The sequence below is a fragment of the Microlunatus elymi genome (genome assembly GCF_007362775.1).
Taxonomy (GTDB): domain Bacteria; phylum Actinomycetota; class Actinomycetes; order Propionibacteriales; family Propionibacteriaceae; genus Microlunatus; species Microlunatus elymi.
Genome location: NZ_CP041692.1, coordinates 4,257,322 through 4,271,930, shown reverse-complemented (window position 1 = coordinate 4,271,930; position 14,609 = coordinate 4,257,322). Strand labels below are relative to the sequence as shown.

Annotated in this window: 14 protein-coding genes; 12 read left to right on the top strand and 2 right to left on the bottom strand. The window is 67.9% G+C overall.

The window, feature by feature from the left end; genetic code table 11:
- Positions 1 to 6: 6 nt before the first annotated feature.
- The 9 genes from FOE78_RS19315 to FOE78_RS19275 all read left to right on the top strand — a co-directional run bounded on the left by FOE78_RS19315 (position 7) and on the right by FOE78_RS19275 (position 9,755).
- Positions 7 to 1,203, top strand: a complete 1,197-nt coding sequence (locus FOE78_RS19315; protein ID WP_323125698.1) for an allantoate amidohydrolase — start codon at positions 7 to 9, stop codon at positions 1,201 to 1,203.
- Positions 1,200 to 2,561, top strand: coding sequence for a formimidoylglutamate deiminase (locus FOE78_RS19310; RefSeq protein WP_143987725.1), 1,362 nt, complete (start codon positions 1,200 to 1,202; stop codon positions 2,559 to 2,561). The genes FOE78_RS19315 and FOE78_RS19310 overlap by 4 nt, the downstream gene beginning before the upstream one ends.
- Complete coding sequence (gene hutI, locus FOE78_RS19305) at positions 2,558 to 3,727, top strand: imidazolonepropionase (RefSeq protein WP_143987724.1); 1,170 nt, start codon at positions 2,558 to 2,560, stop codon at positions 3,725 to 3,727. Before FOE78_RS19310 ends, hutI begins: the two co-directional genes overlap by 4 nt.
- A gap of 99 nt (positions 3,728 to 3,826) precedes the next feature.
- The gene (locus FOE78_RS19300) at positions 3,827 to 4,756 is read left to right on the top strand and encodes an alkaline phosphatase family protein (RefSeq protein ID WP_210414675.1); all 930 of its coding nucleotides are present in this window, start codon (positions 3,827 to 3,829) and stop codon (positions 4,754 to 4,756) included.
- Between the two features lie 86 nt (positions 4,757 to 4,842).
- Positions 4,843 to 6,351: a glucose-6-phosphate dehydrogenase gene (zwf, locus tag FOE78_RS19295; protein ID WP_143987723.1), complete on the top strand. Its 1,509-nt coding sequence runs from the start codon at positions 4,843 to 4,845 to the stop codon at positions 6,349 to 6,351.
- Positions 6,352 to 6,555: 204 nt separating this feature from the next.
- A complete protein-coding gene (locus FOE78_RS19290; RefSeq protein WP_143987722.1) occupies positions 6,556 to 7,887 on the top strand; it encodes a glutamine synthetase family protein in 1,332 nt (443 codons plus the stop codon).
- Between the two features lie 65 nt (positions 7,888 to 7,952).
- Entirely contained in the window at positions 7,953 to 8,387 is a 435-nt protein-coding gene (locus tag FOE78_RS19285; RefSeq protein ID WP_143987721.1) for a hypothetical protein, read from the top strand.
- Positions 8,388 to 8,472: 85 nt separating this feature from the next.
- Positions 8,473 to 8,922: a YybH family protein gene (locus tag FOE78_RS19280; protein WP_143987720.1), complete on the top strand. Its 450-nt coding sequence runs from the start codon at positions 8,473 to 8,475 to the stop codon at positions 8,920 to 8,922.
- 71 nt (positions 8,923 to 8,993) lie between these two features.
- Positions 8,994 to 9,755, top strand: coding sequence for a L,D-transpeptidase family protein (locus FOE78_RS19275; protein WP_228265897.1), 762 nt, complete (start codon positions 8,994 to 8,996; stop codon positions 9,753 to 9,755).
- On the opposite strand, the gene FOE78_RS19270 is transcribed toward FOE78_RS19275, so the two are convergent.
- Positions 9,752 to 10,309 (bottom strand): sterol carrier family protein, encoded by a 558-nt coding sequence (locus FOE78_RS19270; RefSeq protein ID WP_143987719.1) that lies wholly within the window; start codon positions 10,307 to 10,309, stop codon positions 9,752 to 9,754. The genes FOE78_RS19275 and FOE78_RS19270 overlap by 4 nt on opposite strands.
- A 78-nt stretch (positions 10,310 to 10,387) precedes the next feature.
- Between FOE78_RS19270 and FOE78_RS19265 the strand changes: the two genes are divergently transcribed.
- Both FOE78_RS19265 and FOE78_RS19260 read left to right on the top strand, forming a co-directional pair.
- Positions 10,388 to 10,993 carry an ankyrin repeat domain-containing protein gene (locus FOE78_RS19265; RefSeq protein ID WP_143987718.1) on the top strand — a complete coding sequence of 202 codons (606 nt, stop codon included), beginning with the start codon at positions 10,388 to 10,390 and terminating at the stop codon, positions 10,991 to 10,993.
- Positions 10,990 to 12,198, top strand: a complete 1,209-nt coding sequence (locus tag FOE78_RS19260; RefSeq protein ID WP_143987717.1) for an amidohydrolase family protein — start codon at positions 10,990 to 10,992, stop codon at positions 12,196 to 12,198. The genes FOE78_RS19265 and FOE78_RS19260 overlap by 4 nt, the downstream gene beginning before the upstream one ends.
- Here FOE78_RS19260 and FOE78_RS19255 read toward each other — a convergent pair.
- Positions 12,191 to 13,303, bottom strand: coding sequence for a ring-opening amidohydrolase (locus FOE78_RS19255; protein ID WP_168207600.1), 1,113 nt, complete (start codon positions 13,301 to 13,303; stop codon positions 12,191 to 12,193). The genes FOE78_RS19260 and FOE78_RS19255 overlap by 8 nt on opposite strands.
- Before the next feature lie 77 nt (positions 13,304 to 13,380).
- Here FOE78_RS19255 and FOE78_RS19250 point away from each other — a divergent pair, with 77 nt between their 5' ends.
- The gene (locus tag FOE78_RS19250) at positions 13,381 to 14,571 is read left to right on the top strand and encodes an amidohydrolase (protein WP_143987715.1); all 1,191 of its coding nucleotides are present in this window, start codon (positions 13,381 to 13,383) and stop codon (positions 14,569 to 14,571) included.
- Positions 14,572 to 14,609: the final 38 nt, after the last annotated feature.

Genomic DNA, 14,609 nt, shown 5'->3' with positions numbered 1-14,609 from the left:
GCCGCGATGATCATGACCGACCAATTCGACCGGATGTGGTCCGAGCTACTGCCGATCGGGCGCAACGAGCACACCGGCGGCTATCGCCGCTACGCCTGGACACCCGAGGACGCGTTGCTGCGGGACTGGTTCGCCGCCGAGTGCAGATCTCGGCGACTGGAACTGACCGAGGACCGGCTGGGCAATCAGTGGGCCTGGTGGGGTGATCCGGACGGCATGCCCGGCATCGTCTCCGGCTCCCACCTGGACTCGGTCCCCGACGGCGGCGCCTACGACGGACCACTGGGTGTGATCAGTGCACTGGCGGCCGTCGATCGCTTGCAGCGTGAGGGATTCCGGCCGGCCCGGCCGATCGGCGTGGTCAACTTCGCCGACGAGGAAGGAGCCCGATTCGGCGTCGCCTGCGCCGGCTCCCGGGTGATCACCGGGGCGATGTCGGCCGAACGCGCCCTGGGGCTGACCGACGCCGACGGAATCAGCATGGCCGAGGCGATGCGAGCGGCCGGCCGAGCCGTCGACATCGGCCGGGACCCGGCAACCCTGCGGCGGATCGCCGGCTTCGTCGAGCTGCATGTCGAACAGGGCCGAGGCTTGATCGACCGGGACGCCGCGGTCGCCGTCGGCACCGGCATCTGGCCGCACGGCCGCTGGCGGCTGGAGCTGCCGGGGGAGGCCAACCATGCCGGCACCACCCGGCTGGAGGATCGCCGCGACGCCATGCTTTCCTGCGCCGTTGCCGTCGAAGCCGCCCGGCAGAGCGCCGAAGCACACGACTGCGTGGCCACGGTCGGCAAGGTCCGGGTCGAGCCCGGTGGGGTGAACGCGATTCCGTCCCGGGTGGTCTGCTGGCTCGATGCTCGAGGGCCGGACGAACGCAACGTGCGCGCGGCCGTGGCGGAGATCTCCCGGGTGGTGAACGGTCTTGGCGGCACCGTCGGTGAGGAGTCCTGGACGGCGACCACCAGCTTCGATCCCGGGCTCACCGGGCGAGTCAGGGAACTGCTCGGCGGGCACGTCCCGATGCTCGGCACCGGCGCCGGGCACGACGCTGGAATCCTTGCCACCGCAGGGATCCCGGCCACCATGCTGTTCGTCTGCAACCCCACCGGCATCTCCCACTCGCCCCGCGAGTACGCCAGTCCGCAGGACTGCCACGCCGGCGTCGCCGCCCTCACCACGGTGATCAGGGGGCTGACCGGATGACCGACTACTGGGCCGAGCACGCGTGTCTTCCGACCGGCCCGGCCGACAACGTGCTGCTCACCGAACAGGACGGACGCTGGACCAAGATCATCACCGGGGCCGAACCGGGCAGTGCGCATCGCCTGCCGGGCGTGCTGTTCCCCGGTTTCGCCAACTGCCACAGCCATGCCTTTCACCGGGCGCTGCGCGGTCGTACCCATCAGCCCTTCGACAAGCTCAGGACACCGCTCGGGCAAGGATCCGCCGGTGGGGTGGAGAACTTCTGGACCTGGCGGACGGCGATGTACGAGGTGGCCGCCCGACTCGATCCGGACTCGTATCTGCGGCTGGCCCGAGCCACCTACGCCGAGATGGCCCTGTCCGGCATCACCGCGGTCGGCGAATTCCACTACCTGCATCACAATCCGGACGGCTCGCCCTACACGGATCCGAATGCGATGGCGGCCGCACTGCGACAGGCCGCTGCCGAGGCGGGCATCCGGCTGACCCTGTTGGACACCTGCTACCTGGCGGGCGGACTCACCGGCCAGGGCCACCAAGCACTGTCAGGTCCGCAGTTGAGATTCGGCGACGGCGACGCGGACGCCTGGGCCGCCCGCACGTCCAAGCTGACGCCGGACGACAACACGCGGATCGGTGCCGCGATCCACTCCGTACGCGCCGTGCCGCGTGATCAACTGCATACGGTCGCGTCCGCCGCAGCCGACCGGCCGCTGCACGTTCACCTGTCCGAACAACCGGCAGAAAACCAAGCCTGCAAGGACTTCTACGGTATGACCCCGACCGCGCTGCTGGCCGAGGCCGACGCCCTGGGCCGGCGCACCACCGCGGTGCACGCGACCCACCTGGAGGCTGCCGACGTCGCCGAACTCGGCCGGACCCGTACGACGGCCTGCTTCTGCCCGTCCACCGAGGCCGATCTGGCCGACGGTATCGGCCCGGCCCGGGCATTGGCCGATGCCGGCGCGCCGCTCAGCCTCGGCACCGACCAGCACGCCATGATCGACTTCTTCGCCGAGGCCCGCGCACTGGAACTGCACGAACGACTCGCCACCGGACACCGCGGTCGCTTCATCCCGGCGGAGTTGATCAAGGCCGCCACCGCGCACGACAGCATCGGCTGGCCCGACGCCGGCCGGCTCGAGGTCGGCAGTCGGGCCGACCTGGTCGCGGTCCGAACCGATTCGATCCGCACCGCCGGCGCCGAGCCGGGCCAGTTGATCATGGCCGCGACCGCGTCCGACGTGCACACCGTGATCACCGGCGGGATGGTCGTGGTCGATGATCATCGGCATCGGCTCGGCGACGTCGGCCGGCTGCTCGCCGACGCGATCGAACCCCTGTGGAGGCAGCCGTGAGCAGTACCGTGATCACCGGCATCGGGGAACTGATCACCAACGATCCTGATCATGAACTCGCCACCGGTCAGCTGGGCCTGATCAACAACGCGGCGATGATCGTCGACGACGAGCAGATCGCCTGGGTCGGCCCGGCCGGACGGGCGCCGGAGGCAGATCGGCGGATCGACGTGCAGGGCCGGTGCGTGCTGCCGGCCTTCGTCGACAGCCATACCCACCTGGTCTACGCCGGTGATCGCTCCGCGGAGTTCGCCGCTCGGATGGCGGGCACCCCCTACGACGGCGGCGGCATCGCGGTCACCGTCGAGGCCACCCGCTCGGCGAGCGACGACGAGCTCAGATCCCTGCTGGCACAGCGGATCCGCGAGCTTCGCGCCCAGGGGACGGGGACGGTGGAGATCAAGAGCGGCTACGGACTGTCCGTCGCCGACGAGCAGCGGATGCTGCGGATCGCTGCGGAGTTCACCGCCGAGACGACCTTCCTCGGCGGTCATGTGGTGCCACCGGAGGCCCGCGGAGACCGGAGCGCCTACGTGGAGCTGGTGACCGGAGAGATGCTTGCGGCTTGTGCTCCGTACGCGCGCTGGATCGACGTGTTCTGCGAACCGCACAGCCCGCACGCGTTCACCGAGGACCAATCCCGGCGGATCCTGCAGGCCGGGATCGCGGCCGGGCTGCTGCCCCGGGTGCACGGCAATCAGCTCGGTCCGGGGCCCGGTGTGCGGTTGGCGGTCGAGTTGGGCGCGGCCAGTGTTGATCACTGCACCTATCTGACCCGGGCCGACATCGACCTGCTGGCCGGCTCGGACACGGTCGCTACTTTGCTGCCCGGGGTGGAATTCTGCACGCATTCGCCCTATCCCGACGCCGGTGCCCTGATCGATGCAGGCGTCACGATCGCGCTGGCCACCGACTGCAACCCCGGCACCTGCAACTCCAGTTCGATGCCGCTGATGATCGCTCTGGCCGTCCGCGAGTGCGGTTTGACCACCGAGCAGGCGATCCGGGCGGCGACAGTCGGCGCCGCGAAGTCCGTGCGGCGGGAAGACATCGGCCGGGTCGGCGTCGGCTGCCGGCCGGAGTTGATCGTGCTGGACGCACCGAGCTATCTGCATCTGCCGTACCGGGTCGGGGTGCCGGTCACGCACCCGATCAAGATCACCTGATTCGGGTCGTTGACTTCGCGGCATTGAGTCGGGGCTGAGCCCGGCCACACGCGGTTACTACAGTTTGTGTAGTAGGAGCGTGGGGAGGGGGACTGCATCATGCGTACGATCCTGGGGCGTCCGCGGTGGTTCCGGCCGGTGGTGGTCGCGGTGTTCGCGCTGATCCTGGTCTGGTTCGCCGTGGTGCACGAGACGCCCGCGCACTCGGTCGTTCGCAGCGCTTCCGGTCGGCCCGCTGTGCCGAAGCCGGGCCAGGTCGTCCCCAGCCCCGATCACGTGGTCGTGGTGATGTTCGAGAATCAGGGCGAGTCCCAGATCATCGGGCGTCGATCGGCCCCGTACCTCAATTCACTGGCCCGGATGGGCGCGTCCTACGACCACAGCCACGGCGTCACCCATCCGAGCCAGCCGAACTATGTGGCGCTGCTGTCGGGATCGACCCAGGGTGTGAAGAACGACAAGTGTCCCGATCATCTCGGCCCGCGGCCCAACCTCGTCCGGCAGCTGCTCAACGCCGGCCACACGTTCTCCGGCTACACGGAGGACCTGCCGACATCGGACCGGCCGCCGGCCGGACACACCAGTTGCAGCCGGTTGCAGCGTGACACCCTCGCTCGTACACCCTGGATCGACTTCAGCAACATCCCGGCGAGCGTGAACCGCCCGTTCAACGCTCTGCCGGCCGACCTGTCGAAGCTGCCGACGGTCTCGTTCCTGATCCCGAGCCTGTGCCACTCGATGCACTCCTGCCCGATCTCGTCCGGTGACGCCTGGGCTAGCCGGGTGCTGCCGCGCTTTGTGAACTGGGCCCGGACGCACAACAGCCTGCTGATCGTGACCTTCGACGAGGACCGTGACACCCCGGTCAATCACATCCCGACGATCCTGGTCGGCCCGATGGTCCGGCCCGGCGTCTACGGTCAGCCGATCGACCACTACGACGTGCTGCGGACGCTGGAGGACATGTACGCGCTGGCCCCGTTGGGGCACGCGAAGCAGGCGGCACCCTTGACCTGCTGGCAGGCCTAGACCTGCCGAGTCACGCCCGGACGACCGCTCCGGCGCGGCCAGACCCGCGGAAGACAAACAGCGGCTCAAGTGGCAGCATCGGACCCGTGAGTGATCCCACGCAAGTCCAGACCATCGCCTACCCGGCACCCGGATCTCATCCGTCGCTGCGTGAGGACCAACCGGTCGCGCCGCATGTGATCGTGCTCTTCGGCGCCACCGGCGATCTGGCCCGGCGCAAGCTGCTGCCCGGGCTGGCGCACTTGTCCCTGTCGGAGCTGGTGCCCGACATGGAGGTGGTCGGTACGTCGCTGGAGGACATGACCGACGAGGAGTTCCGGAAGTTCGCCTCCCAGGCCATCCGTGAATTCAGCCACCGGCAGCTGGAGCGTGATCAGTGGTTCCGGTTCGCCGAGAAACTGACCTATGTGCCGACCTCGGCCGGTGCCGAAGGGCTGGCCGCTGCGGTCAAGGCGGCCGAGGAACGGCTCGGCGGCCCGGCACAGCGGATCCATTACATGAGCGTGCCGCCGGCCGCTGCGCCGATCGTGATCAACACCTTGCGCGACGCCGACCTGGTGGAGCGGTCCCGGGTGATCATGGAGAAGCCGTTCGGCACCGACCTGGCCAGTGCGATCAAGCTCAACAACCAGGTGCACGAGACCTTCGACGAGGATCAGATCTTCCGGATCGATCACTTCCTGGGCAAGGAAGCGGCGCTGAACATTCTCGCCTTCCGCTTCGCCAACGGGCTGTTCGAGCCGATCTGGAATCGCAACTTCATCGACCACGTACAGATCGACATTCCCGAGACCCTCGGGCTGGATCGGCGCGCCAACTTCTACGAGGCGACCGGGGCGTACAAGGACATGGTGGTCACCCACCTGTTCCAGGTGCTCGCGTTCGTCGCGATGGAGAGCCCGACCGCGTTGGAGTCGCGGGCGATCAGCGAGGAGAAGAACAAGGTCTTTCGGTCGCTGGAGATGATCGATCCGGCCCAGGTCGTCCGCGGTCAGTACATGGGCTACCGGCAGGAGGAGGGTGTCGCCCGGGACTCCGAGACCGAGACCTTCATCGCCCTCAAGGTGGGCATCGACAACTGGCGCTGGGCCGGGGTGCCGTTCTACCTGCGTACCGGCAAGCGATTGGCGGAGGGCCAGCGGATCATCTCGATCGCCTTCAAGGAGGCGCCGAAGTCGATGTTCCCCGGGGGCTCCGGAGTGGGCTCCCAGGGGCCGGACCATCTGACCTTCGACCTGGCCGACGAGTCCAAGGTGTCGCTGTCCTTCTACGGCAAGCGTCCCGGCCCGGGGATGCGGCTGGACAAGCTGAGCATGCAGTTCTCCACCGACGAGACCGATCGTGCCGCGGACGTGCTGGAGGCGTACGAGCGGTTGTTGCTGGACGCGATGCGCGGCGATCACACCCTGTTCACCACCGCCGAGGGCATCGAGGCGCTGTGGGAACGCTCGGAGTGGCTGCTGAAGATGCCGCCCCCGGTCAAGCCGTACCCGCAGGGATCCTGGGGCCCGAACGCGATCCACCAACTGATCGCCCCGCACGCCTGGCGGCTGCCGTTCGAGCGGACCTGGCGCGAGCATAAGGCGAGTAAATAGCCGGGGGCGACCCCCCGGACCCCCGCCGCGGTCACCGATGCGCACGACTCGCGCCGCCGCCTCCGCTTCGCTCCGGTGGCGGTCTCGCGCTGGGGCGCTCGACTGGTAGTTCATTGCCGCTTCAAACGTTCGACGTGACGGCTCGACGTTTGGGGGAGTGGGGCGGTTACGTGAGCGTTACTCACACCAGGCAGACTCAGCCTCATGGACAAGCAGACCGAGTTCGTGCTTCGGGCGGTCGAGGAGCGCGACGTACGGTTCGTACGGCTCTGGTTCGCCGACGTGTTGGGGTTCCTCAAGTCGGTGGCGATCGCACCGGCCGAGTTGGAGGGCGCCTTCGAGGAGGGCATCGGCTTCGACGGTTCGGCGATCGAGGGCTTCGCCCGGGTGTACGAGGCCGACATGGTCGCGCGTCCGGATCCGTCCACCTTCCAGGTGCTGCCGTGGCGCAATCAGAGCCCGGCCACCGCACGGATGTTCTGCGACATCAAGATGCCGGACGGTTCGCCCTCCTACGCCGACCCGCGGTACGTGCTGAAGCGGGCGCTGAAGAAGGCCGGTGATCTCGGGTTCACCTTCTACACCCATCCGGAGGTGGAGTTCTTCCTGTTCAAGGGGGAGAGTCGGCCCGGGGAACGGCCGATCCCGGTCGACAGCAGCGGCTACTTCGACCACACCCCGCAGAGCATCGGCAGCGATTTCCGTCGCGAGGCGATCACCATGCTGGAGCAGATGGGGATCTCGGTGGAGTTCTCCCATCACGAAGGCGCGCCCGGCCAGCAGGAGATCGACCTGCGCTACGCCGACGCGTTGAGCATGGCCGACAACATCATGACCTTCCGGGTGGTGGTCAAGGAGGTCGCGCTGTCCCAAGGTCTGCAGGCCTCTTTCATGCCGAAGCCGTTCACCGAGTATCCGGGCTCGGCGATGCACACCCACATGTCCCTGTTCGAGGGTGACAACAACGCGTTCTACGACGCCACTGCGGAGAATCACCTGTCCAAGGTCGCCCGGCACTTCATCGCCGGCCTGCTCGCGCACGCCGCCGAGATCGCCGCGGTCACCAATCAGTGGGTCAACTCGTACCGCCGGTTGGCCAGTGGCGGCGAGGCGCCGACCTACATCTGCTGGGGCCGCAACAATCGTTCCGCGCTGGTCCGGGTGCCGACCGCCGGCAAGCCGAACTCGACCCGGATCGAGCTGCGATCGCTGGACTCCGGCGTCAACCCGTACCTGGCGTTCGCGCTGATCCTGTCCGCCGGGTTGGCCGGCATCAACGGCGAGTACGAGATGCCGGCGGGTGCCGAGGACGACGTCTGGTCGCTGACCGAGCGGGAACGGCGGGCGATGGGGATCAAGCCGCTGCCGCAGAATCTGGACGAGGCGATCCGGGTGATGGAGGACTCCGACCTGGTCGCCGAGACCCTCGGTGATCACGTCTTCGACTTCTTCCTGCGGAACAAGAAGCAGGAGTTCGCCGACCACCTCCGCCAGGTCACCCCGTTCGAGTTGGAGCGGTTGCTGCCGGTGCTCTGACATCTTGCTCCGAAGCTGTGGATAACTCGGGCGTGGGCGCGCCGGAGCCGGGTTAGTCTCCCCGTATGGCGGAGAACGGGGACCTGGAAGAGCGCGTGTCGATACTGGAAGACAAGATCAAGATCGTCGCCGAAGACGCGCGGGCAGCCCGGCATCTGGCGGCGGCGCAGGACCACGAGGTGTCGGATCTCGCGGTGCTGGCTGGTGCGAACCGCGCGGCGATCAGCGCGCTCGGCGAGCAGACCGCTGCTGGGTTCGTGGCGGTGCATGCGGAGATCGCCGACCTTCGCTCGGAAATGGACCGGCGCTTCGAGCAGGTGGACCGGCGCTTCGAGCAGGTGGACCGGCGCTTCGAGCAGGTGGACCGGGGATTCGCAGAGATGCGAGCACGTCTCGATCAGACCGCGGCCGGCATGGCACAGATCGCCGAGATGATCGGCGTCCTGATCGAGCGTGGCGAGGACGGGCGCCCCGAGGAGCCGTCAGCCGGCGGCGACTGACCAGCTCGCTGTCGTCACACCCTGACCAGCTGCTCCGTCACACCCGTAGGCGGTCCGACCGGCACCGCCGCGGGAGGGATCAGGGATGACGACGCTGACAAAGCAACACGAGACCGACGAGGGACGGATCCGGGACCGAATCGGCATGATCATCGACGGCATCAGGGACAAGGACCTCGAGGTCCTCAAGCAGGTGTACGCCCCGGAGGTGGTCTCCTTCGACGTCGAACCGCCGCTCCAGCACGTCGGCCTGGACGCCAAACTCAAGAACTGGCAGCGGGCGTTCGCGATCTTCGCCGACATCTCGTACGAGGTCCGCGACCTGGCGGTCACCGTCGGCGACCAGGTCGCTTTCGGCCACGGCTTCGGCCGACTCAGCGGCACCCTCCAGAACGGCATCCCGACCGACGGCATGTGGGTCCGCGCCACCTTCTGCTTCCAGAAAATCGACGGTGACTGGCTGATCACCCACGATCAGGCGTCGGTCCCGTTCGACATCGCGACCGGTCAAGGAGTCACCGACCTCGAGCCCTGACCTTCGACGGCTCGCGGCGTCGTGCGGTAGCGTGCTGAGCGGTTCGGGGCCCGCGACCGAGGGAGATCGCCATGCGCAGACTGTTGTTGATCATGCTCACCGGACTGGCCGGCGTCGCGCTGGTCTGCGCCGGGATCGGGGTGCCGACGGCCGAGGCGGCCGACATCTCCGCCGGCTCCAGCAAGTACGGCAAGGGTTGGAAACGCTGCACACCCAAGCTGAACGGCGTAAGGACCACGGTCGGCGCCAAGCAGCGCACGGTGATCGTGGTGAACCAGAAGTCAAAGACCTACGCCAACACCGGGTTCTACGTCCGGATCAACGGCAAGAAGTGCTCGTTCCAGCGGATGTTCCTGGCCACCAAGAGCAGGGTCGGCTACGGCGGCACGGTGGCCGGCACCCAACGCAAGCAGGGCACCGGGACGACGCCGCGCGGCACCTACACGATCACCACGGCGTTCGGGCTCAAGGCCGATCCCGGATCGTGGGTGAGCTACCACCGCGTCAAGTCCGGCGACTACTGGGTCGAGGACAACCAGAGCAGCCACTACAACACCCTGCGGAACAAGAAGTCCGGCGGATTCCGCTACTGGCTGCCCGCCTCCAACAAGAACAGCAGCGAGCGGCTGACCGACTACCCGGGCCAGTACGACTTCGCGATGGTGATCAACTACAACCGGCCACCGCACGCCGTCCGCTACCGCGGCGCCGGGATTTTCCTGCACGTGAAGGGAAAGGGCGCGACCGCGGGCTGCGTCGCGGTCAGCCGGAAGAACATGCGGATCGCATTGGCCTACCTGCGCAGCGGCGACAAGATCGTGATCACGAGCTAGCGGCGGGTCCGGTGGATCGGCAGCGCCTCGGACAGATCGGCGCGCTGCCCGCTGGCCGCGATCTGCCTGGCGGCCTTGGCCCGTTGCCAATCCAGCCGACCGGTGGCCAGTCGGAGGAAGACCAGCGGCTCGGTCTCGACGACGTTCGGCGGGGTGCCACGGGTGTGCGTGGGACCCTGCGGTCCGATGCCACACTGCACCGCCGCGTACGGAGGCACCCGGACCTCGACGCTGCGGCCGGGATGGCGCCGCTCCAGCCAGCCGCACAATGATCGGCAGGCGATGGCCAGCGGCTGCCGGGGAATCTCCAGTTGATCATCCGGGCAGCGCCCATTGTGCTCGTCGACGGCATCGACCAGCTCGACGATCCGGACCCGGAGCGAATCGGACAGCTTGCCCGGTGGCGGGGTGAGTTCGCCGAGCAGTCCGGCCGCCAGCTCGGCTGCCCGGTCGTCGATCTGGCCGATGCCCTCGGCTGCCCGGCCGGTGACGAATTCGGCAAAGGCGACCAGCGCGCTCGTGTCCCGGGGACTCAATCCCGATCGTGCAGCCACACGAACAACCTACTCAGGGACTTTCCCGGTAGGGTGCGTCGGATCCGCGCGGCATCCCAGCAATGGTGATGGAGGGCCATGACCTCGCCGACCGTTGACGAAGAACTGCTGGCCGCAGCCGCGACCGGCAATGTCGATCGCGTCCAGAACGCCCTCCGGAACGGCGCGGCACTCGAGGCTCGCGACGACCACGGCCGCACGCCGTTGCTGTTGGCCGCCGCGCAGGACCGGGTCGAGGTGGCCCGGGTGCTGGTTGCCGCCGGCGCCGATCCCAACACCGTCGACGATCGACACGACACCGCCTGGTTGGTGACCGGGGTGACCGGCGGTGTGGCGATGGTCGAGTCATTGCTGCCGGGGAATCCGGACTTCACTCTGGTCAACCGGTACGGCGGGATCTCGATCATCCCTGCCAGCGAGCGTGGGCACGTGGACTACGTCCGCAGAGTGGTCGACCTGGATCTCGATCTTGATCATGTCAACCGGCTCGGCTGGACCGCCCTGCTGGAGGCGATCATTCTCGGTACGGGAGGGACCCGGCATCAGCAGGTCGTCGACATCCTGCTCACGGCCGGCGCGGACCCGAACCTGCCCGACGGCGACGGCGTCACCCCGCTCCAGCATGCCGAACAACGCGGCCCTGCCACCGTCGCCGACCGGTTGCGTCAGGCCGGCGCCCAATGACCGACGTCGTACCAGAACGCGTTGTCTGGTTGGACAATGTCCTGGTCGAGACCGCGATCATCGACACGGAGGATGGCGCCAGGACCGAGGCGAGCCCGAGTGCGATCAAGATCGTCGACGGTTCCTTCGCAGAGATCCGGATCGGCGACTCGGCACCACCGTCCGAGGCGATCGTCGACGCCGACGGGCTGCTGCTACTCCCGTCGCTGCGGGACACCCACGTGCATCTGGACAAGACCTTCTACGGTGGAGCGTGGCGGGCCCCCGTTCCGGGCCGATTCTGGCTGGCCGAGGAGGAGCGGCTGCTGCCGGAGATGTCGGAGGCGATTCCCGTTCGTAGCAACGCGATTCTCGACCTGCTGATCTCCAACGGCACGACCGAGGTGGTCGCGCACTGCAATGTTGACCATGTGATCGGCACTCGCAACGTGGAGCGTGTGCTGGAGGTCGTACGTGGCCGCGGCGATGTCGGCACCGAGGTCGTCGCGTATCCGCAACACGGGCTGCAGGACGGAAAGATCAAACCGCTGCTGGCCCAGGCTCTGCGGGCGGGTGCCTCGGTGGTCGGCGGTCTGGATCCGGGATCCCGCGAGCGCAACGTCGAACGGACGTTGGAAACGATCTTCGACCTGGCGGTGGAGTACGACGTCGGTGTCGACCTGCACCTGCACGATCCGGGCACCCTCGGCCTGTTCGAGCTCGACCGGGTGATCGACTACACGATCGACGCCGGCTGGCAGGGTCGGGTGTCGCTGAGCAACGCCAACGCGCTGGCCAACGCCGACCCGGGAACCGTCGCGGCAGCGGCCGAGCGGCTTGCGGACGCCCGCATGGCGGTCGGCACCACCATGGCCGTCGGCGGTCCGGTGATCCCGATTCCGGCCCTTTCTGCTGCCGGGGTTGCGGTTTCTCTCGGCAGTGACAGCATCACCGACATCCTCACTCCGTTCGGTCAGGGCGACATTCTGGAGCAGGTGTGGATGCTCGCGCAGCGTTTCGGCTGGTCCGACGAACGCCGGCTCGCGCAGTCGCTGCTGTTCGGCGCCGGCGAGCCGGCCCGATGGTCGGTGGACGGCCGGCGAGCCTGGCCGTCGGTCGGTGATCGGGCCAGTTTCCTGCTGGTACGGGCTTCCTGCACCGCTGAGGCAGTCGCCCGCCGGTCCTCCCGCGAACGGGTCTTTCGCCGCGGGGTCCGGGTCAGCTGACGTCGACGATCACAGCCAGGGTGCCGCCGCCCGGCGGGCCCTGGTGGCTGGCCGAACCGGAGAGATAGATCATCGTGTCCTGCAGCCAGCCGGCGAACATGGCACCGGCTGCAATCTTGACCTCGCCCGAGTACGACGGACTTTCGATCACCTGCCGCCGGCCACGCAGCAGTCCGTCCGGAGGCAGACCGATCTTGACGTAGACGGCGATCACCCGAGCCCGCTGGTCGGCGGTGAGCGGCCCCGGCCCGACCTCGAGCCCTGCCCGGCGCAGCGCCCGCGGCAGCGCGTCCACGTCGAGCAGATCACCGATCACAGCGCGTCCGACCCGCAACCGGCCGCCGGCGCCGGGGCGGTTGCCCATCAGGATCAGCTGGGTGTCCGGTCCGTTGCCGCCGACCGGTTCCCACGCGTTGGCCGAGATGCAGGCCCGACCGGACCACAGCCCCGGTTCGACGCCGACCTGATTGCCGCTCGGCAATGCCAGTTCGTGCGTCGCGACCGCGACGCCGAGTGCCGCGCTGCCGCTGGTCTTGCGAAACAGCGTGTCGTCATCGAGCGCGTCGATGTCCTTCCCGGCGGCTCGCGCGGCGGCGAGAGCCTGCTGGGACGGGTGATATGCCTTACCCACAACGTATTCCGTCTGCTCGGGGAGCAGCCCGGCGTCGTCGGCGGCGGCGCGGACGGCATCGGCGTTCGCTTCGATCACCCGAGCGGTGCCGGTCCACTGCGGCAGCATCCGCGCCGAACGGGCCGTGCCGACCGCAAGCCGCGGACCCCCGTCGGGAGCCGGCTCGGCTCGGCTACGGCTGTACACCACCAGATGCGGGGTGAGAATGCCGACGCCACCGGTGGTGAAAACCATCGGGATCGTGCCGATCTCAGGTTCGGATCTGGTTCCGCGCTCGGCCAGGAAGCGTCGTACGGCATGGTCGGCGTCCACCCGGCTGTTGCCGCCGGTGTTCGAGTCCTCGACCTTTCCGGTCACCGCGATCACGTCGTCGGGGTGTAGTCGGCCGTCGGTCAGCAGCAGGTCCAGCTCACAGACGTCACCGGTGTGCGCCATCGGCACCCGCACGGCATCGATCTGCGTCTCTGCAACCATCGGTTCTCCTCTATCCGAACGGCAAAAACTGTATACCATTTGTCGCTCAGAAGCTGTCGAACCAGCAAGGAGTGAAGATGCCGAACGACTTGTTGATCAAGAACGTGCTGCCACGCGGACACCGGCGCGGTGACGTGTTGATCATGAACTCCAGGATCGAGTCGATCGGAGCGGGGCTGATCGCGCCGCCCGGGATCGAGGTCCTCGACGGAACCGGGAAGGTGCTGGTGCCGGGGTTCGTCGACGCGCACTCGCACTTGGACAAGTCTCTGCTGGGCATGGACTGGTATCACCGCGAGCCGGGCCGAGGGCTGCAACGGATGGTTGCCGACGAGCGTGATCTGCGGCGGTCGCCGGACTGGGTCTACGAGCGACAGATCGGTCGCAACGCCGAGGTCATGATCGGCAACGGGGCGACGCACACCCGCGCCTTCGTCGACATCGACACCGATGCCGGCCTGCGCGGGCTGGAGGCGATGATCGCGGTCCGGGAACGGTACGCAGCTGCATTGACCATGCAGATCATCGCGTTCCCGCAGAGTGGAGTTGCGACCCGCCCCGGCACCGAAGAGTTGCTCGATGCGGCCCTGGGCGAGGGTGCGGACATCATCGGCGGTATCGACCCCTGCATGCTTGAGCGGAATCCGGTGAAACACCTTGATCTGTTGTTCGATCTCGCGGTCAAGCATGGTGCTGGGGTCGACGTTCATCTGCACGAGGCCGGTGCCCTCGGTGCCTTCTCAGCGGAGTTGATCATCGAGCGGACCCGCGCGACCGGGCTCGCCGGGAAGGTCGTGATCAGCCATCCCGACTTCCTCGGCGGTGTCGACGAGGTGTCCGCGCGACGACTGATCGACGGCATGGTCGAAGCCGGTATCGCGATCACCACCAACGCGCCCAGCGGTGATCCGAAGCCGCCGCTGCGGCTGGCCCGCGCGGCCGGGCTGACGATCGGTTCGGGGTGCGACGGGGCCCTCGACTCATGGGGACCGATGAACCGGTCGGACATGCTGTTCAAGGGTTACCAGCTTGCCTGGCGCAACGGCCTGTCCACCGACGAGGAGCTGGACACCGTGTACGACCTGATCAGTGTGGGTGGGGCCACGATCATGAACGTCGCCGACTTCGGCATCGCACCGGGCTGCAGCGCCGACCTGGTGCTGATGCCCGGCCAGACGCCGGTCGAGCCAATCGTCGCGCTGCCCGTCGACCGTACGGTGATCAAGGCCGGACGGATCGTTGCTCGGGCCGGAGAGTACCTGGGATGATCGGGATCCAAATGGTATACGGGACTGCCGATCGTTAC

Excerpts from the sequence above, each read along its gene's own strand:
- FOE78_RS19285 (WP_143987721.1), top strand. The coding sequence starts at position 7,953 with ATGGCGGAGAACGGGGACCTGGAAGAGCGCGTGTCGATACTGGAAGAC.
- FOE78_RS19290 (WP_143987722.1), top strand. The coding sequence starts at position 6,556 with ATGGACAAGCAGACCGAGTTCGTGCTTCGGGCGGTCGAGGAGCGCGAC.
- FOE78_RS19265 (WP_143987718.1), top strand. The coding sequence starts at position 10,388 with ATGACCTCGCCGACCGTTGACGAAGAACTGCTGGCCGCAGCCGCGACC.
- FOE78_RS19275 (WP_228265897.1), top strand. The coding sequence starts at position 8,994 with ATGCGCAGACTGTTGTTGATCATGCTCACCGGACTGGCCGGCGTCGCG.
- FOE78_RS19315 (WP_323125698.1), top strand. The coding sequence starts at position 7 with ATGATCATGACCGACCAATTCGACCGGATGTGGTCCGAGCTACTGCCG.
- FOE78_RS19300 (WP_210414675.1), top strand. The coding sequence starts at position 3,827 with ATGCGTACGATCCTGGGGCGTCCGCGGTGGTTCCGGCCGGTGGTGGTC.
- FOE78_RS19250 (WP_143987715.1), top strand. The coding sequence starts at position 13,381 with ATGCCGAACGACTTGTTGATCAAGAACGTGCTGCCACGCGGACACCGG.
- FOE78_RS19280 (WP_143987720.1), top strand. The coding sequence starts at position 8,473 with ATGACGACGCTGACAAAGCAACACGAGACCGACGAGGGACGGATCCGG.
- FOE78_RS19310 (WP_143987725.1), top strand. The coding sequence starts at position 1,200 with ATGACCGACTACTGGGCCGAGCACGCGTGTCTTCCGACCGGCCCGGCC.
- FOE78_RS19255 (WP_168207600.1), bottom strand. The coding sequence starts at position 13,303 with ATGGTTGCAGAGACGCAGATCGATGCCGTGCGGGTGCCGATGGCGCAC.
- FOE78_RS19260 (WP_143987717.1), top strand. The coding sequence starts at position 10,990 with ATGACCGACGTCGTACCAGAACGCGTTGTCTGGTTGGACAATGTCCTG.